The sequence below is a fragment of the Hoeflea ulvae genome (assembly GCF_026619435.1).
In the GTDB taxonomy this organism is placed as follows: Bacteria; Pseudomonadota; Alphaproteobacteria; order Rhizobiales; family Rhizobiaceae; genus Hoeflea; species Hoeflea ulvae.
This window is the reverse complement of sequence record NZ_JAOVZQ010000001.1, coordinates 4,223,355-4,244,094: the sequence shown is the minus strand read 5'-3', so window position 1 is coordinate 4,244,094 and position 20,740 is coordinate 4,223,355. Positions and strand designations below refer to the sequence as shown.

The 20,740-nt window shown below is 61.8% G+C and carries 14 protein-coding genes and 1 pseudogene; 13 read left to right on the top strand and 2 right to left on the bottom strand.

From position 1 onward, the window contains the following. Nucleotides 1-13: 13 nt before the first annotated feature. From kduI to uxuA, 4 genes and pseudogenes are all read left to right on the top strand, one after another. Nucleotides 14-839, top strand: a pseudogene (kduI, locus tag OEG82_RS20220) (5-dehydro-4-deoxy-D-glucuronate isomerase). Next, nucleotides 836-1,564: a 2-dehydro-3-deoxy-D-gluconate 5-dehydrogenase KduD gene (kduD, locus tag OEG82_RS20215; protein WP_267614156.1), complete on the top strand. Its 729-nt coding sequence runs from the start codon at nt 836-838 to the stop codon at nt 1,562-1,564. The pseudogene kduI and the gene kduD overlap by 4 nt, the downstream one beginning before the upstream one ends. Continuing rightward, nucleotides 1,554-3,008, top strand: a complete 1,455-nt coding sequence (locus tag OEG82_RS20210; protein WP_267614155.1) for a mannitol dehydrogenase family protein — start codon at nt 1,554-1,556, stop codon at nt 3,006-3,008. The genes kduD and OEG82_RS20210 overlap by 11 nt, the downstream gene beginning before the upstream one ends. Then, the gene (uxuA, locus tag OEG82_RS20205; RefSeq protein ID WP_267614154.1) at nt 3,005-4,192 is read left to right on the top strand and encodes a mannonate dehydratase; all 1,188 of its coding nucleotides are present in this window, start codon (nt 3,005-3,007) and stop codon (nt 4,190-4,192) included. The genes OEG82_RS20210 and uxuA overlap by 4 nt, the downstream gene beginning before the upstream one ends. A 31-nt stretch (nt 4,193-4,223) precedes the next feature. Here uxuA and OEG82_RS20200 read toward each other — a convergent pair whose 3' ends face one another. After that, a complete protein-coding gene (locus OEG82_RS20200; protein ID WP_267614153.1) occupies nt 4,224-4,694 on the bottom strand; it encodes an Lrp/AsnC ligand binding domain-containing protein in 471 nt (156 codons plus the stop codon). A gap of 217 nt (nt 4,695-4,911) precedes the next feature. Between OEG82_RS20200 and OEG82_RS20195 the strand changes: the two genes are divergently transcribed. Both OEG82_RS20195 and OEG82_RS20190 read left to right on the top strand, forming a co-directional pair. Continuing rightward, on the top strand, nt 4,912-5,349 hold the full coding sequence (locus OEG82_RS20195; protein WP_267614152.1) for a universal stress protein: 438 nt from the start codon (nt 4,912-4,914) through the stop codon (nt 5,347-5,349). Nucleotides 5,350-5,380: 31 nt separating this feature from the next. Beyond that, the gene (locus OEG82_RS20190) at nt 5,381-6,913 is read left to right on the top strand and encodes an alanine/glycine:cation symporter family protein (protein WP_267615019.1); all 1,533 of its coding nucleotides are present in this window, start codon (nt 5,381-5,383) and stop codon (nt 6,911-6,913) included. 193 nt (nt 6,914-7,106) lie between these two features. Here the strand turns inward: OEG82_RS20190 and OEG82_RS20185 are convergent, their stop codons facing one another. Continuing rightward, a complete protein-coding gene (locus OEG82_RS20185; protein WP_267614151.1) occupies nt 7,107-7,958 on the bottom strand; it encodes a LysR family transcriptional regulator in 852 nt (283 codons plus the stop codon). Nucleotides 7,959-8,089: 131 nt separating this feature from the next. Here OEG82_RS20185 and OEG82_RS20180 point away from each other — a divergent pair, with 131 nt between their 5' ends. The 7 genes from OEG82_RS20180 to OEG82_RS20150 all read left to right on the top strand — a co-directional run bounded on the left by OEG82_RS20180 (nt 8,090) and on the right by OEG82_RS20150 (nt 20,652). Continuing rightward, nucleotides 8,090-10,537, top strand: coding sequence for a GcvT family protein (locus OEG82_RS20180; protein ID WP_267614150.1), 2,448 nt, complete (start codon nt 8,090-8,092; stop codon nt 10,535-10,537). Then, nucleotides 10,534-12,981: a GcvT family protein gene (locus tag OEG82_RS20175; protein ID WP_267614149.1), complete on the top strand. Its 2,448-nt coding sequence runs from the start codon at nt 10,534-10,536 to the stop codon at nt 12,979-12,981. The genes OEG82_RS20180 and OEG82_RS20175 overlap by 4 nt, the downstream gene beginning before the upstream one ends. Nucleotides 12,982-13,014: 33 nt before the next feature. Next, complete coding sequence (locus OEG82_RS20170) at nt 13,015-14,589, top strand: trimethylamine methyltransferase family protein (protein ID WP_267614148.1); 1,575 nt, start codon at nt 13,015-13,017, stop codon at nt 14,587-14,589. A 10-nt stretch (nt 14,590-14,599) separates the two neighbouring features. Beyond that, nucleotides 14,600-16,036, top strand: coding sequence for an aldehyde dehydrogenase family protein (locus OEG82_RS20165; RefSeq protein WP_267614147.1), 1,437 nt, complete (start codon nt 14,600-14,602; stop codon nt 16,034-16,036). A gap of 48 nt (nt 16,037-16,084) precedes the next feature. Then, the gene (locus OEG82_RS20160; protein WP_267614146.1) at nt 16,085-16,990 is read left to right on the top strand and encodes an NAD(P)-dependent oxidoreductase; all 906 of its coding nucleotides are present in this window, start codon (nt 16,085-16,087) and stop codon (nt 16,988-16,990) included. Between the two features lie 125 nt (nt 16,991-17,115). Continuing rightward, the gene (locus OEG82_RS20155; RefSeq protein WP_267614145.1) at nt 17,116-18,255 is read left to right on the top strand and encodes a site-2 protease family protein; all 1,140 of its coding nucleotides are present in this window, start codon (nt 17,116-17,118) and stop codon (nt 18,253-18,255) included. A gap of 90 nt (nt 18,256-18,345) precedes the next feature. Further along, nucleotides 18,346-20,652, top strand: a complete 2,307-nt coding sequence (locus tag OEG82_RS20150) for a cytochrome P450/oxidoreductase (protein ID WP_267614144.1) — start codon at nt 18,346-18,348, stop codon at nt 20,650-20,652. Nucleotides 20,653-20,740 lie beyond the last annotated feature (88 nt).

Genomic DNA, 20,740 nt, shown 5'->3' with positions numbered 1-20,740 from the left:
AGGGAGATTTCTCATGCTGACAGTTGAAACCCGCCACGCCATTGACCCGGCCACGGCCAAGGGCCTCGATACCACAGGGCTGCGGTCGCATTTTCACGCCGGCGGTCTGTTTGCTGATGGCGAAATCCGCCTCCTCTACACCCATTATGACCGGATGATCGTCGGCGGCGCCGTTCCTGCCGGCGGCAAGCTGACGCTTGACAGGGTCGAGGAAAGTGGCACGCCGTCGATCCTCGACCGCCGCGAGATGGGCATCCTCAATATCGGCGACAGCGGCACCGTGTCTCGCCGGCGGCACCGACTACGAGGTCAACAAGGGCGATGTGCTCTATCTCGGCATGGGATCGGGCGCGGTGACGTTCTCCGGCAATGGCCGCTTCTACGTGCTTTCTGCGCCGGCGCACCGGAGCTGCCCGAGCAAGCTGATCCGCATCGAGGATGCGCGCCGGGTCGAAATGGGCTCGGCCGAAACTTCGAACGAACGCGTCATCCTGCAGTTCCTGCATCCGGAAGTGGCTGACAGCTGCCAGTTGCTGATGGGCTACACCCAGTTTGCCTCGGGCTCGGTCTGGAACACCATGCCGGCGCATCTGCATGACCGCCGCATGGAGGCCTATCTCTATTTCGAACTCGGACCGGAGCAGCGGGTGTTCCATTTCATGGGCCAGCCGGACGAGACCCGGCACATCGTCATGGCCAATGAAGAGGTGGTGATCTCGCCGCCCTGGTCGATCCATTGCGGGGCAGGGACCGGCGCCTACACCTTCTGCTGGGCGATGGCCGGCGACAATGTCGATTTCACCGACATGGACATGGTCGCCATGGGAGATCTTCGGTGAACCCATTTTCGCTGTCCGGCAAAACCGTGCTGGTCACAGGAGCCAATACCGGCATCGGCCGAGCCACGGCCATCGCCATGGGCAGGGCGGGCGCCGCGGTCATTTGCGCGGGGCGAAGGTCCAGTGCAAAGACCCTGGCCGAGATCCCGGATGGCCGCGAGATCCTGCTCGATTTTTCCGATCCGATGGCGGCGCGTGACGTGTTTTGCGAGAACCACATCGACATTCTGATCAACAATGCCGGGATCATCCGGCGCAGCGATGCCGTCGATTTTAGCGAGGCGGACTGGGACGATGTCGTCGACATCAATCTGAAGGCGGTGTTCTTCACCACCCAGGCCTTCGCCCGAGCCGTGTTCGAACGCAGGGGCACCGGCAGCGTGGTCAATGTTGCCTCGCTGCTGTCATTTCAGGGCGGTATCCGGGTGGCCTCCTATACAGCCGCCAAACACGGTGTGGCCGGCGTCACCAAGGCGCTTGCCAATGAGTGGGCGGCCAGCGGCATCAATGTCAATGCGATTGCGCCGGGCTATATCGCCACCAACAACACCGAAGCACTCAGAGACGATCCGGACCGGAACCAGGCAATTCTGGATCGCATTCCCGCCGGACGCTGGGGCGAGCCCGACGATATCGGCGCAGCCGCGGTTTTCCTGGCGTCACCGGCCGCAAAGTATATTCATGGTGCTGTATTGAACGTAGATGGAGGCTGGCTTGCCCGCTGAAATGGAAAGACTGGGTCGCAGCAAGGACCGTCCGAAACCGAAATCCGGAATTGTCCATCTCGGGCTCGGAGCCTTCTTCCGGGCGTTCGGCGCGATCTATATCGATGACGCGGTGCGGGTGTCCGGCGGCGACTGGGGCATTGTCGGCGTCAGCCTGCAGAGCCCGGGGACGCGCGACAAGCTTGCGCCGCAGGATTTCGTCTACACCACCGTGTCACAGGACCCCGATGGCGGCGAGACGTTCCGCAGAATCGAAATCCTGGAAACGGTGCTGGTTGCGCCGGAAGATCCCGACGCTGTGCTTGCCCGGATGACCGATCCTGCCATCCGCATTGTCACTCTGACGGTGACGGAAAAGGGCTATTGCCATGATCCGGCCAGCGGCCGGTTGAATTTTTCCCATCCCGACATCGAGCATGACCTGACCCACGCAAAGCCCAGAACCGCGATCGGCTATCTTGTCCGGGCATTGCAGCGGCGGCGCGATGCCGGCGATCCGCCGTTTACGGTGCTGACCTGCGACAATCTTCCCGAAAACGGCAAGCTGGTGCGCGGCGTGGTGCTGGATTTCGCCCGTGCGCTCGACCCGGAGCTTGCCGGCTGGATCGAAACCGAAGGCCGGTTCCCCTCGACCATGGTCGACCGCATCACGCCTGCGACCAAGCCCGAGGACGTTGAGCGCTTGGCCCAGAAAATCGGTATTCGCGACGAAGCGCCGGTGCTGTGCGAACCTTTCCGGCAATGGGTGGTGGAGGATGATTTCGTTCCGGCCTACGACGGGGCGGAGGCCTATCCTGATCTGGCCGCGGCCGGTGTCGAGATGGTGGCCGACGTGACGCCGTTCGAACACATGAAGCTCAGAATGCTCAATGGCACCCATTCCTCGCTTGCCTATCTGGGCTATCTCGCAGGCCATGAGACCATCGCCGAGACCGTGGCGGACCCGGTGTTTGCAGGATTTGCCAAACGGCTGTGGCAGGAGGAAATCATGCCCTCCTTCAGCCCGCCCGAAGGGGTGAACCTGGCCGATTATGCCGACGCCCTGTTCAAGCGTTATTCCAACCCGGCGATCCGCCACCGCACCTGGCAGATCGCCATGGATGGCAGCCAGAAACTGCCGCAACGCATTCTCGGCACCATCGCCGACAACCTGGCCGCCGGACGGGCAAGCCCCGGCCTGATGCTCGCGGTTGCGGCATGGATGCGCTATGTCGGCGGCGTCGACGAAAAGGGCCAGTCGATCGAGGTCAAGGACCCGCTGGCCGGGCGGCTGCGCGGCCTGTCGGATGCGGCAGAAACACCGGCCGAAAAGGTGGCCGCCTTGCTCTCGGTGCGGGAGATTTTCAGTGCCGAGCTGGCTGCGCAATTGCTGGAACCGGTCACTCACGCCTATCAGGAATTGTGCCGCCTTGGTGCGCGGCGAGCTGCAGAGGACATCACATGAAGGAAAGCTGGCGCTGGTATGGTCCGCTCGACAGGATCTCGCTCGGTGAGGTTGCGCAGACCGGCGCAAGCGGCATTGTCACCGCCCTGCACGAGATCGCCTATGGCGAGGTCTGGCCCCGCGCGGCGATTGCCGAACGCAAGGCCGGCCTGACGGCTGCCGGGTTCGACTGGGTTGTGGTGGAAAGCCTGCCAATTCACGAGCGCATCAAGCGCAATGACGGCGATTTGTCGGAGCTGTTTGCCAATTACCGGCGATCCATGGCCAATCTCGCGGCCGAGGGCATCACCACGATCTGCTACAATTTCATGCCATTGCTGGACTGGACCCGGACCGACCTTGCTGCCCCGGTTGCCAATGGCGGCACCTGCCTGCGGTTTTCCGCGCCCAGGATGGCTGCGCTGGAGCTCTACATGTTGGGCCGCGATGCCGCGCGGAACGACTATCCGGCCGATGTGATCAAGGCCGCCGAGCGCTGGTTCCAGGCCTCCTCCGATGCCGATCGCGGCGAATTGATGCGCTCGGTGATGTCGGGCCTGCCGGGCGCTTATGACCGTTACGACGCGGACGGGCTGAAGACGGCATTGAAGCAGTATGAAGGCATCGACCGTCAGGCGCTGCGGGACAACTACAAGCAGTTTCTCGAGGAAATCATTCCGACGGCCGAGGAGCTCGGCATGCGGATGTGTGTTCACCCCGACGATCCGCCGCGCGACATTCTGGGCTTGCCGCGGATCGTCTCCGACGCCGATGACATCGCCTGGATCCTGGGCGCCGTCGACAGTCCGGCCAACGGCCTGACCCTGTGTGCGGGATCGCTAGGCGCCAATCCGGACAATGACGTGCCTGCGATCGCGCGGAAATTCGCTTCGCGCATCTGGTTTGCGCATCTGCGCAATGTGCGCAAGGACGCCGACGGTTCGTTCGAGGAAGCGGAGCATCTTGCGGGCGATACCGACATGGTCGACCTGGTTGCCGCGCTCTTGCAGGAAGAGGCGCGGCGCCGTTCCGCCGGGGAAATGCAATGGGAAATCCCGTTCCGGCCCGATCACGGCCATGAATTGCTCGACGATGCGGCGCGCAACACCCATCCGGGCTATCCGCTGGTCGGCCGCATGCGCGGCCTTGCCGAACTGCGCGGCGTCGTTGCCAGCCTGTCCCACCCCCGGCATGGCAGTCACTGAGACCGGTCGCCTGCCGGATCGCCGGCTCGTGTCAGAGGCTCATCTCGATCATGCTGGTCTCCTTCACCGTTTCCATGACGGCGAAGGAATGGGTCTGCATGACCGACGGCAGCTTGCTGATCCGTTCGCCGAGCAGTTCGCGGAACTGGGTGATGTCGCGGGTGCGCACCTTCAGCATGTAGTCGAAGGGGCCGGCAATCATCAGGCAGCTTTGAACTTCGGGAATGAGCCGTACCGCCCGGTTGAAGTCCTCGAGGGAGCTGTCGCTGGTCTTTGACAGGTTCACATGCACGATCATGACATGGCCCATATCCACTTCGCCGGGATCGATCTTGGCGCTGTAGCCGGTGATGATGCCGTCGCGCTCGAGCCGTTTGACGCGTTCGGAGCAGGGCGTCTTGGTCAGGTGCACGCGGTCGGCAAGATCAACAATGGACTGTCTGCCATGTGTCTGCAGTTCATTGACGATGCGGCGATCAATGGGGTCCAAATTCCTTCGCATATGGTCTTTTTTCCTTAGATATCCTGTTTTGTGGCCAATTGTTTTGAATATGGACCAAGAAAAGGTCCATTGACTAGTCTTTTCGACTAAAGTTGTTGGGCGGGGTGTCCGCATTGCATCTGTGATTCTGCGCCGGGGATGAATTTTTTGTTGGCAGTGTTGCGTTGTTTGGCCGACAGTCGGTGTGGTTAAGAAAACGATAAGAGAGGGACATGAAATGACAACTAAACTGGTTGTTGGCCTTGATGGCCACGGGTCAGGCGAGCGCGCCCTGGCCTATGCCGAACGGTTGGCCAAGCTCATCGGCGATTGCGAATTGATGATCGTCTATGTGGTGGAATGGTCGCCCTATTCCTTCCAGACGGCGGAAGAAAACGCCCAGCGCCACAAGCGCCGTGAAGAAGAGATCTCGACCGCGACTCAGCGGGTCATCGATCCGGCCGTTGCGAAGGTGCATGCGAGCGGGCTCAAGGCCACCGGCAAAGTGCGGCATGGCGATGTCGCATCGATCCTGATGAGCATCGCGGAAGAGGAAAAGGCCGAGCAGATTGTTGTGGCCCGGTCATCTGAAGGCGGTTTTGCCAAACGTTTCTTCGGCAGCGCGACCTCCAATCTTGTGATGCACGCGCCCGTGCCGGTCACCGTTGTCAATTGAGGGTATTATCATGATGCTTTTTAGAAAAATGATGCTGTTGGCACTTTCAACAGCCGGGCTTGCAGGCGCTGCCCAGGCGCAGGAAGCCATGACCCTCGACCAGAAGGTCAACGAGATTTTCGCGGCCGTCACCGGGCCCTTCGTCAACCTCATCTTCGCACCGCTTCCGGGTACCAGCTTTCCCTGGATCGTGATGTGGCTGGTGATTGCTGCCTCGATCTTCACGATCTATTTCGGCTTCGTCCAGTTCCGGTTCTTTGGTCATGCCATCGGCCTGGTGAAGGGCGACTATTCCGATCCCAATGATGCGGGTGAGGTCAGCCACTTCCAGGCGCTGGCAACTGCGTTGTCAGGCACCGTGGGGCTTGGCAACATCGCCGGTGTGGCGGTTGCCGTTGGCATCGGCGGACCCGGCGCGACGTTCTGGATGATCCTTGCCGGATTGCTCGGCATGGCGTCCAAGTTCACCGAATGTACGCTCGGTGTGAAATACCGCAACGAATATGAGGACGGCACGGTTTCCGGCGGTCCGATGTATTACATCTCCAAGGGCTTCAAGGAACTGGGTCTTCCCGGCGGCAAGTTCCTGGCGGTGATGTTCTCGATCTTCTGTATTCTCGGCGCGCTCGGCGGCGGCAACATGTTCCAGGCCAACCAGGCACATGCCCAGATTTCCGGCATTGTCGGTGACTATCCGGGCTGGATCACGGGCATTGTCTTCGCAGCAGTGGTCTTTGCGGTCATCGTCGGCGGCATCAAGTCGATCGCCAATGTCACCGAGAAGGTTGTTCCGTTCATGGGGATTCTCTATGTCGGCGCAGCGCTGGTCATCCTGCTGGTGAACTACGACAAGATCGGCTGGGCCTTTGGCCAGATCTTCGGCGGCGCCTTTACCGGCCTCGGCGTTGCTGGCGGCTTTGTCGGCGCCCTGATCCAGGGCTTCAAGCGGGCAGCCTTTTCCAACGAAGCCGGTGTCGGCTCGGCGGCAATCGCCCACTCCGCGGTCAGGACCAAGGAGCCGATCACCGAAGGCTTCGTGTCGCTTCTCGAACCCCTGATCGACACCGTCGTGATCTGCACGATGACCGCGCTGGTCATCACCATCTCGCAGCAACTGATCGTCGATCAGGCCACAGGGCTCTATGTGCTCAATGAAGCCGGGACGTCGATCGCCACTGTCGGCGATGTCAGCGGCGTTGCCCTGACCTCGGCAGCATTTGGATCCGCGATCAGCTGGTTCCCATATGTGCTGGCCATCGCGGTGGTGCTGTTTGCCTTCTCGACCATGATCTCCTGGTCCTATTACGGGCTGAAGAGCTGGACCTACCTGTTCGGCGAAGGCAAGAACTCGGAGCTGACCTTCAAGGTCATCTTCTGCGTGTTCATCGTTATCGGTGCGGCAGCAAGCCTCGGCCCGGTCATCGACTTCTCCGATGCCGCAATCTTTGCCATGGCCGTGGTCAACATCTTCTGCCTCTACTTCCTGATGGGACTGGTGAAGAAGGAGCTTAATTCCTACGCGACACGGCTCAAGGCCGGCGAGATCCGCAGGTTCAAGCACTAGTGGTGCGATCCTGACAGATGGCTTTCATTTGTCAGGAGATATCGCCGCACCAGATCAACAGGCAAGCTTGATCGCGAAAACATGATGGGCGGCTCACGCGCGCCCATCAGAGATCCGGCGTCAGCGCGAAAGCACTGGCGCCGTTTTCATGTTACCGTCTTGAATTGCCGCAACGCATGCCTTGCCATGCGCGTCATTGTCCCGACAGGTGCTTGCGGGCGCTGGCGAGCAGGCGGCGGTGGATGTGGGAATGGCGGTTGCGCAGATGCACCGCGAAATAGACCGATTGGGGGATGCGTGGTGCACCCCTGACAAAACCGAAACTGCCTGAGGCCACCATTTCCTCGGCGGAATCCTCCAGCACGTAAGCGGTGCCGCCCAGAGCCAGGAGCAGACCGCACACGGTGATGTTCTGTCCGCTCGAGAGCGGCGTTTCGGCCAGATTGGCGACGATCTGACGGTGCACCTTCTCGAATGCCGGCGAATAGCTGGTGAAGATGTAGCTTTGCGGCTCGATGTCGTTGAGGTGCACCGCCGTCGAGCTGATCATCCGGTAGGCGAGTTCGCCGATGTGTTCATAATGCAGATCGGGCAGGTTCTTCGGGGTGAACATGATCGACAGATCGATTTCGCCAGCCAGCAGGTCGATGCTCATCTGGTTGGAAAAATCGAGATCGATGTAGAAGGCAGCATCGGGCAGGACTTTCCTGAACCCGCTCACCCAGTCGGCGATGTGGCTGGAGGCCAGATCATGCTGCATGCCGATCCGCATCGAATGGGCGAAATTGCCTGTGTTTTGCACCGACCGCCGCGCTTCGGTCCATTGGTGGCGCAAGGTGCGGGCATGATCGAGCAGCTTGAAGCCCGCCGGCGTCGGCTGGGTCCCGGCGCGGCTTCGCGTAAACAGCTTGCGCCCAAGCGTGGTTTCCAGCGCCTGGATGCGGCCGGATACGGTTGACTGGGTCAGGTTCAGCCGCTCGGCGGTGCGGTTGAAGCTGTTGGTTTCCATCAGGTCGAGGAAAGTTTCCAGATGCTCGATTTGCATGGCCGACCCTTTGAATTTGCTGCTCTGCACCCTAATCGGATTTTCCGATTAATAAAGGCTTTTCGGCACAATAGCGCAACTGCAAACCGCACCTGATACTCGCCTCATTCGAACTGTTGCAGGAGAGACGTGTGGGCGAGATTGCAGGACATGCACGGGTGGTCATCATCGGAGGGGGCGTGGTCGGAGTCTCGGCGCTTTACCATCTGGCCAAGGCCGGCTGGACCGATTGCGTGCTTCTGGAAAAGAACGAGCTGACCGCCGGTTCCACCTGGCATGCTGCCGGCAATGTGCCGACATTCTCGTCGTCCTGGTCGGTCATGAACATGCAGCGCTATTCGACCGAGCTCTACCGCGGGCTGGCCGAAGAAGTCGATTACCCGATGAATTATCACGTCACCGGGTCGATCCGGCTGGGGCATTCCAAGGAGCGCTTGCGCGAGTTCCAGCGTGTGGCCGGAATGGGCCGCTATCAGGGCATGGACCTCGATATTCTGTCGCCGGACGAGATCACGTCACGATACCCGTTTGCCGAAACCCATGATCTGACTGGTGCGCTTTACGATCCCTATGATGGCGATATCGATCCGGCGCAATTGACCCAGGCGCTGGCCAAGGGCGCGCGCGATCTCGGCGCCAAGATCTACCGCTTCTGTCCCGCCACCGGCGTGCGCCGCGAAAACGATGAATGGGTGATCTCCACCGAAAAGGGCGAGATCCGCTGCGAATATGTGGTCAATGCCGCAGGCTATTATGCCCGCGAGGTCGGCAAGATGTTCGGCCGCGACATGCCGATGATGGTGATGAGCCATCAATACATGCTGTTTGACGAGGTGCCGGAAGTCGAAGCCTGGAGCAAGGAAAACGGCAAGAAGCTGCCGCTGGTGCGCGACGTCGACAGTTCCTACTATCTCCGTCAGGAAAAGAACGGCTTCAACCTCGGCCCCTATGAGCTCAATTGCCGGGCCCATTGGACGACGCCGGATGATCCGATGCCGGGAGACTTCTCGTTCCAGCTGTTCCCCGACGATCTGGACCGGCTGGAATGGTACATCAATGACGCGGTCGAGCGCGTGCCGCTGTTGGGCACTGCAGGCCTTACCAAGACCATCAACGGTCCGATCCCCTACACACCTGACGGCAATCCGCTGATCGGCCCGATGCCCGGTGTTCCCAATGCCTTCGAGGCCTGCGTTTTCACCTTCGGCATCTGCCAGGGCGGCGGTGCAGGCAAGGTGCTGGCCGAATGGGTGATGCATGGCGAGACCGAGTGGGACATGTGGTCCTGCGACCCGCGCCGCTTCACTGGGTTCTGCGACCAGGATTACTCGATCGCCAAGGGCAAGGAAGTCTATGGCCATGAATATGGCATGCATTTCCCGCATCACGCCTGGCCTGCCGGACGCAACAAGAAACTCTCGCCGGTGCATGACCGGATCGCGGATCTTGGTGCGCAGTTCGGGGCCTATAATGGCTGGGAGCGGGCCAACTGGTATGCGCGGCCCGGTGATGACACAAGCGAAGAAGCGACCCAGACCTGGGCGCGCGAGGGGGCCTGGTTCGAAGCCGTCCGCGAAGAATGCCTGGCTGTGCGCGATGCCGCCGGTATCCTCGATCTTCCGGGGTTTTCGCGGTTCAAGGTTCAGGGACCCGGCGCGCGCGACTGGCTTAACACGCTGATCACCGGCATGGCGCCAAAGCCGGGCCGGATCGGACTTGGCTATTTCGCCGACGAAAGGGGACGCATCGTCACCGAGATGTCGCTGATGGCGCTGGATGAGGATTTCTTCTTCCTGATCACGGCTGCCACCGCGCAATGGCATGATTTCGAATGGCTGATCAAAAACCTGCCGGCCGGATCCGAGATTATAATCGAGGATGTGACCGAGGCGTTTGCCTGCCAGATCCTGACCGGGCCGAAATCGCGCGAAATCCTGTCCGCGGTCACCGAGGCTGATCTGAGCAAATCATGGCTGACCCACCAGTCGGCGCAGATTGCAGGGACATGGTGCCAGCTGGTGCGGGTCTCTTTCGCAGGTGAACTGGGCTGGGAAATCCACACCAAGGTCGAGGACACAGCGCCGGTCTTTGATGCGGTGATGCAGGCGGGGCAGGCCCATGGCCTGAAGCCGTTTGGCATGTTCGCGCTCAATTCGCTGCGGCTGGAAAAAAGCTACCGGGCCTGGAAGGGTGATCTGTCGACCGATTACACGATGCTGCAGGGCGGACTCGAGCGCTTTGTCAAATTCGAAAAGCCGGAGTTCATCGGCAAGCAGGCGCTGTTGGCTGAACGCCAGCGCGGCGTCACCAAGCGTTTTGTCACGCTGCTGGTCGATGCCGGTGATTGCGATGCGCCCTACATGTCGACGCTCTGGCATGACGGCAAGGTGGTGGGTGAAACCACGTCGGGCGGCTGGGGGCACAGGATCGGCAAATCGATCGCGCTCGGCATGGTCCGCGCGGAGCTGGCTGAGCCCGGCACAGTGCTGGAAGTAGAAATATTCGGCGAGCGTTTTGTCGCCACGGTGGCTCCTGATGAACCCTTGTGGGATCCCAGGAATGAAAGGTTGCGGGCATGAGTGTGGCAGTTCCAGACAAGGCCCGCGTCGTGATTGTCGGCGGCGGCGTGTCGGGCTGTTCGGTGGCCTATCATCTGGCCAAGCTCGGCTGGCGCGACATCGTGCTCTTGGAACGCAAGCAACTGACCTGCGGCACCACCTGGCATGCCGCAGGCCTGATCGGACAGTTGCGCGCTTCGCTCAACATGACCCGTCTCGCCAAATATTCGGCCGATCTCTACATCAAGCTTGAGGAAGAAACCGGTGTCGCCACCGGGATGCGGCAATGCGGTTCGATCACCGTGGCGCTGACGGAAGCGCGCAAGGAGGAAATCTACCGCCAGGCCTCGCTGGCCCGCGCCTTCGACATCGATGTGCAGGAGGTCAGCCCCGAAGAGGTGCTGAAGATGTATCCGCATCTCAATATCTCCGACGTTACCGCGGCGGTGCATCTGCCATTGGATGGCCAATGCGATCCGGCCAATATCGCCATGGCGCTGGCCAAGGGTGCGCGCCAGAACGGCGCCCGCATCATCGAGGGTGTCAAGGTGACGGCAATCACCAGTGCCGACGGGCAGGTGACCGGGGTCGACTGGCAACAGGGCGAGGAAACCGGCTCGATCGCGGCTGACATCGTGGTCAATTGCGGTGGCATGTGGGGCCGCGATCTTGCTGCGCAATCCGGTGTGACGCTGCCGCTTCATGCCTGCGAGCATTTCTACATCGTTACTGAGGCGATCGAAGGCCTGCCGCGGCTGCCGGTGCTTCGGGTGCCGGATGAATGCGCCTATTACAAGGAAGACGCCGGCAAGATGCTGCTCGGCGCGTTCGAGCCGAAAGCCAAGGCCTGGGGCATGCAGGGGATCCCGGAGGATTTCTGCTTTGACCAATTGCCGGAGGATTTCGATCACTTTGAGCCCATCCTTGAACAGGCGGTCAACCGGCTGCCGCTGCTGGCCACCACCGGCATTCACACCTTCTTCAACGGGCCGGAGAGTTTTACCCCCGACGACCGCTATTATCTCGGCGAAGCGCCGGAGATCAAAGGCTACTGGGTTGCTGCCGGGTACAATTCCGTCGGCATCGTCTCATCCGGAGGCGCAGGATTCGCGCTGGCGCAATGGATGAATGATGGCGAGCCGCTGTTCGACCTTTGGGAAGTCGATATCCGCCGGGCGCAGCCGTTCCAGAAGAACCGGCATTATCTGCGCGAGCGGGTTACCGAAACGCTTGGCCTGCTTTACGCCGATCACTACCCCTACCTGCAGATGGAGACTGCACGCGGCATCCGCCGTTCGCCGATCCATGAGCATCTCAAGGCGCGCGGCGCGGTGTTTGGCGAAATGGCCGGCTGGGAGCGGGCCAACTGGTTCGCCGATGAAGGTCAGGAGCGCGAATACAAATACTCCTGGAAGCGGCAGAACTGGTTCGACAACCAGAAGCGCGAACACATGGCGGTGCGCGAAGCCGTCGGCCTGTTCGACATGACCTCGTTCGGCAAGATCCGGGTCGAGGGGCGCGATGCGGTTTCCTTCATGCAGCGGCTCTGCGCCAATGAGATGAATGTCGAGCCGGGCAAGATTGTCTACACCCAGATGCTCAATACCCGCGCCGGCATCGAATGCGATCTGACAGTGACGCGGCTGTCGGACACAGCGTTCCTGCTGATTGTTCCGGGCTTCACCCTGCAACGCGATCTGGCCTGGCTGCGGCGGCATCTGGATGACGAGTTCGTTGTCATCACCGATGTGACGGCGGGTGAATCGGTGCTTTGCGTTATGGGTCCGAATGCGCGGTCGCTGCTGCAGTCAGTCAGCCCGAATGATTTTTCCAATGAGGCACACCCGTTTGGCGTTGCCAGGGAGATCGAGATCGGCATGGGATTGGCGCGCGCTCACCGCGTCACCTATGTCGGCGAGCTGGGCTGGGAAATCTATGTGTCCTCCGACCAGACCGCGCATGTGTTCGAGGCGCTGGCTGATGCCGGTGGTGATCACGGGCTGAAGCTCTGCGGGCTGCATACGCTAGATTCCTGCAGGATCGAAAAGGGCTTCCGGCATTTCGGCCATGACATCACCGACGAGGATCACGTGCTGGAAGCCGGTCTGGGCTTTGCGGTGAAAACCAAGAAGGGCGAGTTCATCGGCCGCGATGCGGTGCTTGCCAAGCGCGAGCAGGGCCTGTCGCGCCGGCTGGTGCAGTTCCAGCTCAAGGACCCAGAGCCGCTGATGTTCCACAACGAGGTGATCGTGCGTGATGGCGAGATCGTCTCGATCATCACCTCGGGCAATTACGGCCATCATCTCGGCGGCGCCATCGGGCTCGGCTATGTGCCCTGCAAGGGCGAAAGCGTCGAGGAGGTGCTGGCCTCCACTTACGAAATCGAGATTGCCGGGGAGCGCCATTCAGCAACGGCGTCCCTGAAACCGCTTTACGACCCCGGCTCGCTGCGCGTCCGGATGTGATCTGAAATCTGCTTCGGCTTTATGGAGACCAGGATGGCTATCGCAATTGAAACCAGTGCCGCAATTGAGTCTCCTCCGATCGAAAAGCCGGGGCGCCGTTCAGGCGGGCGGGCGGGACGCGTTGCGGTCCGCACCGCGCCACTGGCCGACAATCTCAGGCCGATCCGGGCAGGCATGAGCGGCGGGCAATATTCGCCGTTGTCACAGGCCAATGTGCTTCGCATTCACGAAGCCGCACTTGACGCGCTGGAAACCATCGGCCTGTCGCAGGCGCCGCCCTCGGGCGTGGAAATTCTCACCCGTGCCGGCGCCATTCTGGGCGATGACGGGCGCATCCGGTTTCCGCGCGCTCTGGTCGAAGACATGCTGGCGCTGGCGAACAAGGATCTGGTGCTGTTTGGCCGCGATCCCAAACATGATCTCGATCTGTCGGGCACACGGGTGCATTACGGCACCGCGGGTGCCGCGGTGCATGTGGTCGATGTGGAAAACCGCACCTACCGCGAATCTACCGCGCAGGATCTCTATGACGCGGCGCGGATCACCCATGCACTCGACAATGTGCATTTCTTCCAGCGCGCCATGGTCTGCCGCGATGTGGTCGACAATTTCGAGATGGACATCAACACCATCTATGCCTGCTGCGCCGGCACCACCAAACATGTCGGAACCAGTTTTTCCGACCCGTCGCATTTCGAAGGCTGCCTCGATCTCTTACACATGATTGCGGGCGGTGAAGCAGCTTGGCGTGCCCGGCCGTTCGTGTCGAATTCCAATTGCTTTGTGGTTCCTCCGATGAAGTTTGCCGAGGAAAGCTGCATCACCATGGAGAAGTGCATCCGCGCAGGCATGCCGGTGCTGTTGCTCTCAGCCGGGCAGGCGGGCGCCACGGCTCCTGCGCCGCTGGCCACCGCAATCGTTCAGGCGGTGGCGGAATGCCTGGCAGGTGTCGTCTATGTCAACGCCATGGCGCCGGGGCACCCGGCTGTGTTCGGCACCTGGCCATTCGTGTCCGACCTGCGCTCCGGCGCCATGTCCGGCGGCTCCGGCGAGCAGGCGCTGTTGACGGCGGGCTGCGCCCAGATGCACCGATTCTACGGGTTACCGGGTGGGGCCGCAGCAGGCATCGCCGATGCGAAACTGCCCGACATGCAAGCCGGATGGGAGCAGGCGATCTCCAACACCATGGCGGGGCTCAGCGGCCTCAACATGGTCTATGAGGCGGTCGGCATGCATGCCTCGCTGCTGGGCTTCTGCCTGGAATCTCTGGTGCTGGGCGATGATCTTCTGGGCCAGGTTCTGCGCTGCGTGCGCGGGATCGATGTCACCGAGGACAATGTCAGCCTCGAGGCCATGCGCGAGGTCTGCCTTGAAGGGCCCGGCCATTATCTCGGCCACCCGCAAACGCTCGGCGTGATGCAGACCGAATATGTCTATCCGGCGGTGGCCGACCGGACCAGTCCGAAGGAATGGGCGGAAATCGGCAAGCCGGACCTTGTTCAAAAGGCAATTGCGCGCAAGAACCGGATCCTGGCAGAGTCGACCGCGCCGCAGCTTCCTCCCGAGGTCGATGCCGCGATCCGGGCTGCGTTCAACATCTATGTCTAGGGGCTGATCCATGACCATCGAGCAGAATATCGGACGCTTTTACATCAATGGAGCGTGGGTGGACCCGTCTGCCGGTGTGTCGTTTGCCGATGTCATCAATCCGGCGACCGAGGAGAGCGTCGCCAGGGTGGCGCTCGGATCGCAGGCCGATGCCATCACGGCCATTGCCGCAGCGAGGGCAGCTTTCCCGGGCTTCAGCGCGTGGAGTGCTGCCGACCGGCTGGCGCTGCTGGGCCGGATTAGCGATGTATATAAATCCCGGATGGACGAGATCGCCGAAGCGATCAGCACCGAGATGGGGGCGCCGCTGGCCATGGCGAAATCCGATCAGGCATGGTCGGGGCTGGGCCATATCGAAGCGACGATGACAGCGCTCGAGAATTTTGCGTTCGAGGAGCAGCGCGCCACAACGCTGATCGTGCATGAGGCGATTGGCGTTGCCGGGCTGATCACGCCATGGAACTGGCCGATGAACCAGATTGCCTGCAAGGTGGCGCCCGCACTTGCCGCCGGGTGTACGGTGGTGCTCAAGCCGAGCGAGATCGCGCCTTTGAGCAGCATCCTGTTTGCCGAGATTCTGCACGAGGCCGGGGTGCCCGCCGGCGTGTTCAACTTGGTCAATGGCGACGGGCCGGGTGTCGGGCAGATGCTTTCCAGCCACCCGGACATCGACATTGTCTCGTTTACCGGATCGACGCGGGCCGGCATTCTGGTGGCCAAGTCAGCTGCCGATACGGTCAAGCGCGTGGCGCAGGAACTGGGCGGCAAGTCGCCCAATATCATTCTGGCGGATGCGGATTTCGCAACGGCTGTTTCCTCCGGGGTCGAAGCCTGTTTCGGCAATAGCGGCCAGTCCTGCGACGCGCCGACGCGGATGCTGGTGCCGCGGGGCCGGCACGAGGAAGCATTGGCGATTGCAAAGCAAACCGCCGAGAAGCTGGTGACCGGAGATCCGCGCGATCCGAATACCAATCTGGGCCCGGTGATCAGCCAGGTACAGTATGACAAGATCCAAGCGTTGATCGCTTCGGGCATTCAGGACGGCGCAACGCTGGTCACCGGCGGGCGCGACCGGCCCGACGGGCTGGCGCATGGCTATTACGTCAAGCCGACCGTATTTGGCGGCGTGACGCCTGACATGCGGATTGCGCGCGAGGAAATTTTCGGGCCGGTGCTGGCAATCATGCCCTATGACACCGAAGAACAGGCGGTCGAGATCGCCAATGACACGGTCTATGGCCTCGCAGCCTATGTGCAATCGGGCGAACTCGAGCATGCGCGCAGGATTGCGCGGCAGCTGCGCGCCGGGCAGGTGCATATCAATTCGCCCGACTGGGACCTGTTCGCGCCGTTCGGCGGCTACAAGCAGTCCGGCAATGGCCGGGAATATGCCGACTGGGGCATGCGCGATTATCTCGAAACCAAGGCGCTGATCGGCCACGGCTAGAGGTCAGCGCATCCCATCTTCTATTTCTGAACAATCTGGAGCAACACCATGCGTTATGGGTTCATCGGCCTGGGCAATCTGGGCGGGCATCTGGCGGCCAACCTGTTGAAACACGGTTTCGAGGTCTCGGTCACCGATATCGACCCCGCGCTCGGCAAGCGTCATCTCGACATGGGCAAGGGCTGCGTCTGGGCCGAGAACCCGGCGGAGTTGGCGCGGGACTGCGACGCGATCATCACCTGCCTGCCGTCGCCGGCGGTGTCTGAAAAGGTGCTCACCGAAATGCTGACCACGGCGAAGCCCGGCACGACCTGGATCGAGATGTCGACGCTCGGTCGCGACGACATCCTGCGGCTGGCCACGGTGGCCTCGGCCAAGGGCGTTGAAACCATGGAGGCGCCGGTGACCGGCGGCGTGCATCTGGCAGCCCAAGGCAAGATCACCGTGCTCGCCGGGGGCGAGGCGCATCTGTTTGACAGGCATCGCAAGGCTTTTGAAGCCATGGGCGACAAGATCTTTCACATGGGTCCGCTCGGCTCGGCGTCGATCATCAAGGTGATCACCAACATGCTGGCCTTCATCCACCTGGTGGCCGATGGCGAAGCCTTGATGCTGGCCAAGCGCGGCGGACTGGATCTGAAGACCGCCCGGGAAGCGATCGCCGCGAGTTCAGGCTCGAGTTTCGTGCACGAGACCGAAGGCCAGCTCATCTTGAACGGCAGTTATGACGTGGCCTTCAACATGGATCTGGCGCTCAAGGATCTTGGTTTCGCGATGAATTTCGGCCGCGAATTCGGGGTGCCGATGGACCTCGCCGGGCTGACGGCCCAGACATTCGTGCGCGGCAAGGCGGCCTATGGTGGGGAGGCGCAGTCGACCCAGATCGTCAAGCTGCTGGAGGACGCGCTCGGGACCGATCTGCGCGCGCCGGGCTTTCCGTCAAGGCTTGAATAGGCGCGCATGGCACCGCAGATAAAAGCGGGATCATGGCTGCCGGGGTGCAGGACTGACATCGATCAATACAGCTGCCCGCATCCTGATGCATGATCATCCGGCAAGGTCTGCGTGCAGGAGATGTCATGTTCAAGAATGCTGTCCAACTTTTCGAGATCTTCGGCTTCAAGCTCAGGGTTGACCCGAGCTGGCTGCTGATTGCGGCGCTGATCGTCTGGAGCCTGTCGACGTCCTATTTTCCCGAGGCGGTTCCGGGCGAAACCCGCACGCTCTACACGGTGCTCGGCATCATCGCGATGCTCGGCATGTTCTTGTCGCTGATTCTGCATGAGCTGTCGCACTCGCTGGTGGCGCGATCCTACGGGCTCAAGGTCGGCGGCATCACGCTGTTCATCTTCGGCGGTGTGGCGGAACTCGAGGAGGAGCCGCACGACCCGAAATCCGAATTCCGCATCGCCGTTGCCGGGCCGCTGATGAGCCTGTTTCTGGCCGCGCTGTTTTACGGCCTGACACGGCTGGCTGCCGATGGGACCGAGATTGGACTGACCGGCGCGGTGTTCGGCTATCTGGCGCTGATCAATCTGGTGCTGGCGGTGTTCAACCTGATCCCGGCCTTTCCGCTGGATGGCGGGCGGATGCTCAGGGCGGTGATCTGGCAGATGACCCGGGATCTGTTGCGCGCCACACGCATCTCCAGCCGCATCGGCTCGGCCTTCGGGCTGTTCCTGATGCTGACCGGGGCATTCGCCATGTTCAGCGGCGGCGGAATTGGCGGTTTCTGGCAGATCCTGATCGGCTTCTTCATTCTCAACGCCTCCAATGGCAGCTACCAGAACCTGCTGATCAAATCCGCCTTGCGCGGCAAGACGGCGCAGAACCTGATGAGCAGCCGGGTCCACACAATTGATCCCGGCGCTTCCATTGCCGAGCTTGTGGACGATGTGATGCTGCGCCAGGGCGTGAGCTTCGTACCGGTGGTCTCGGGCGAACGGCTGCTCGGCTATGTCGACACTGCCGGGGCGCAATCGATCGACCGGAGCGAGTGGGGCATGCGGCGGGTGGCCGATATTCTGGTGCCGGCAAGCCCCGAAAACACCGCCGCACCCGCTACGCCGCTTGATCAGGTGTTCAAGCGCATCGGCCTGATGCCGCGGCGCAAGCTGATGATCGTCGAGGGGCAAAGGCTGGTGGGCGTGATCTCGCTGTCCGACCTGGTGCATCATCTCGCCCTTGAGCAGGAAATCGGCACCAGTCTTCGCGGGTAGGGCGCAGCCGCATATCTCCACCGTTTGCTTTGCAAATCAGGGGTGAATATGCGGTATTACGGCTCTATGCACCGGGTGGAGGAACTGGCGATGACGGATGACAAGGCGATGGGCTGCCCGGCGCATGCAGGGGCGGGCGGATGTCCGGTGTCGCCGCAGGCCGCTGCATTCGATCCCTTTGCGCCTGCCTATCTGGCCAATCCGGCGGAGGCGCTGAAATGGTCGCGCGAGCAGGAGCCGGTGTTTTACAGCCCGCAACTGGGATACTGGGTGGTCAGCCGCTATGATGACGTCAAGGCGGTGTTTCGCGACAATGTCACCTTCTCCCCGTCAATTGCGCTGGAGCGAGTGGTGCCGCCAAGTGCGGTAGCGATCGAGACGCTCAAACGCTACAATTACGCCATGAACCGGACCCTGGTGAACGAGGACGAACCGGCGCATATGGAGCGGCGGCGGGCGCTGATGGATCACTTTCTGCCGGCCAATCTCGCAGAACACGAGGACATGATCCGCAGGCTCACCCGCGAAAAGGTCGATGCCTTCATCGACAGCGGCCGGGCCGATCTGGTCGAGGCGATGTTTTGGGAAATACCGCTGACCGTGGCGCTGCATTTTCTCGGCGTGCCGAAGGAGGACATGGAGACGCTCAAGGAGTTTTCGGTCGCCCATACCGTCAACACCTGGGGCAAGCCGACACCGGACGAGCAACTCAAGGTCGCCGATACGGTCGGCCGTTTCTGGCAATTTTCGGGACAGGTGCTCGACCGGATGCGCCGGCAACCCGACGGTACCGGCTGGATGCACTACGCCATCCGCAAGAATGCCGAAATCCCCGACATCGTCACCGATTCCTATCTGCACTCGATGATGATGGCGATCATCGTCGCCGGACATGAAACCACGTCGCTGGCCAGCGCCAATGCGCTCAAGCTGCTGTTGTCCAACCGGCTTGTCTGGGACCGGATCTGCAAGGACCCGGCGCTGATCCCCAATGCCGTGGAGGAGTGCCTGCGGCTTGATGGTTCGGTGGTGGCCTGGCGCCGGCAGGCGACGCGGGAATGCGAGATTTCCGGTGTCACTATCCCGAAGGACGCCAAATTGTTGATTGTCAGCGCCTCGGCCAATCACGACCCGCGGCATTTCGAGAATGGCGATTTTCTCGATATCTATCGCGACAGCGCTGTCGAACACCTGACCTTCGGCTATGGCAGCCATCAATGCATGGGCAAGAATTTCGCCCGGCTGGAGATGCGGATCTTCATCGAGGAGCTGGCCCGGCGGCTGCCGCATATGCGGCTGGTCGAGGATCAGCAATACGATTACCTCCCCAGCCTGGCGTTTCACGGGCCGGACAAGCTTTTTGTCGAGTGGGACCCGGCCAGCAATCCGGAACGCGCCGACGCGTCGCTTGCAGCCTCCAGCATTTCATTCCCGGTCGGCGCGCCGTCGAGCAAGGAAATCGCCCGCAGCGTCCGCATTGCGGCCATTGAGGATGCCGCCCAGGGGATCAAGCTGCTGAGGCTTGAAGACCCGGACGGGTTGCCGCTGCCGGCCTGGACGCCGGGCGCCCATATCGATCTGGTACTCGGTGACTTTACCCGCAAATATTCGCTGTGCGGTGACCCGTCGGCATCGAATTACACGGTTGCGGTGTTGCGCGAGGCGGAGGGGCGTGGCGGCTCCGCGTTCGTCCACACCCGGCTGGCGCCGGGCATGGTCGTGCGGATGCGTGGCCCGAAGAATTATTTCCGGCTTGGGGACGCGGCCGATCAGCATGTGCTGATTGCTGGCGGGATCGGCATCACGCCGATCGTGGCGATGGCTGACCGGCTCAAGGCGCTGGGGCGCAATTACGTGGTGCATTACGCCGGCCGCGCGCGCGACCATATGGCCTTTGTCGACCGCCTCGTTGCCGACCACGGCGCCAGCCTCGTGCTGCATGTCTCAAGCGAAGGCAGACGCGCCGATCTGGCATCGATCATCGCGTCTGCCAGCGAGGGCGCGAGGATCCATGCCTGCGGTCCTCAGCGCATGCTTGATGAGCTCGGGCGTCTGTGTGCGGATCTGCCCGAGGGGCGCTACACCTGCGAGGCCTTCAGCAGCGATGAAGGTCTCGCGCAAGCTGACGACACCGGTTTCGCCGTGGAACTCGCGGATTCCGACCTGACACTGTCGGTTGCCGCCGGGCAGACGCTGCTTCAGGCCGTGCGCGCCGCCGGGATTGATGTGCCGAGCGATTGCGAGGAAGGCCTGTGCGGCAGTTGCGAGGTGCGGGTGCTCGATGGTGAAATCGACCACCGCGACAAGGTGTTGTCGTCAGCCGAAAGGGCGCAGGGCGACCGGATGATGGCTTGCTGCTCGCGCAGTGCCGGCGCAAGGTTGCGGCTGGCGCTGTGAGCGGCGGCGGTGCTGCTCGAGGTGCAGGCCTCCGAGTTGCCGATCGCAGATGATCAGGCCGCCAAGGCCGCGGGACGGGAAGCCTGCG

Coding starts and splice junctions, on each gene's coding strand:
- uxuA (WP_267614154.1), top strand. CDS start 3,005: ATGAAGGAAAGCTGGCGCTGGTATGGTCCGCTCGACAGGATCTCGCTC.
- OEG82_RS20200 (WP_267614153.1), bottom strand. CDS start 4,694: ATGCGAAGGAATTTGGACCCCATTGATCGCCGCATCGTCAATGAACTG.
- OEG82_RS20195 (WP_267614152.1), top strand. CDS start 4,912: ATGACAACTAAACTGGTTGTTGGCCTTGATGGCCACGGGTCAGGCGAG.
- OEG82_RS20190 (WP_267615019.1), top strand. CDS start 5,381: ATGCTGTTGGCACTTTCAACAGCCGGGCTTGCAGGCGCTGCCCAGGCG.
- OEG82_RS20185 (WP_267614151.1), bottom strand. CDS start 7,958: ATGCAAATCGAGCATCTGGAAACTTTCCTCGACCTGATGGAAACCAAC.
- OEG82_RS20175 (WP_267614149.1), top strand. CDS start 10,534: ATGAGTGTGGCAGTTCCAGACAAGGCCCGCGTCGTGATTGTCGGCGGC.
- OEG82_RS20170 (WP_267614148.1), top strand. CDS start 13,015: ATGGCTATCGCAATTGAAACCAGTGCCGCAATTGAGTCTCCTCCGATC.
- OEG82_RS20165 (WP_267614147.1), top strand. CDS start 14,600: ATGACCATCGAGCAGAATATCGGACGCTTTTACATCAATGGAGCGTGG.
- OEG82_RS20160 (WP_267614146.1), top strand. CDS start 16,085: ATGCGTTATGGGTTCATCGGCCTGGGCAATCTGGGCGGGCATCTGGCG.
- OEG82_RS20155 (WP_267614145.1), top strand. CDS start 17,116: ATGTTCAAGAATGCTGTCCAACTTTTCGAGATCTTCGGCTTCAAGCTC.
- OEG82_RS20150 (WP_267614144.1), top strand. CDS start 18,346: ATGACGGATGACAAGGCGATGGGCTGCCCGGCGCATGCAGGGGCGGGC.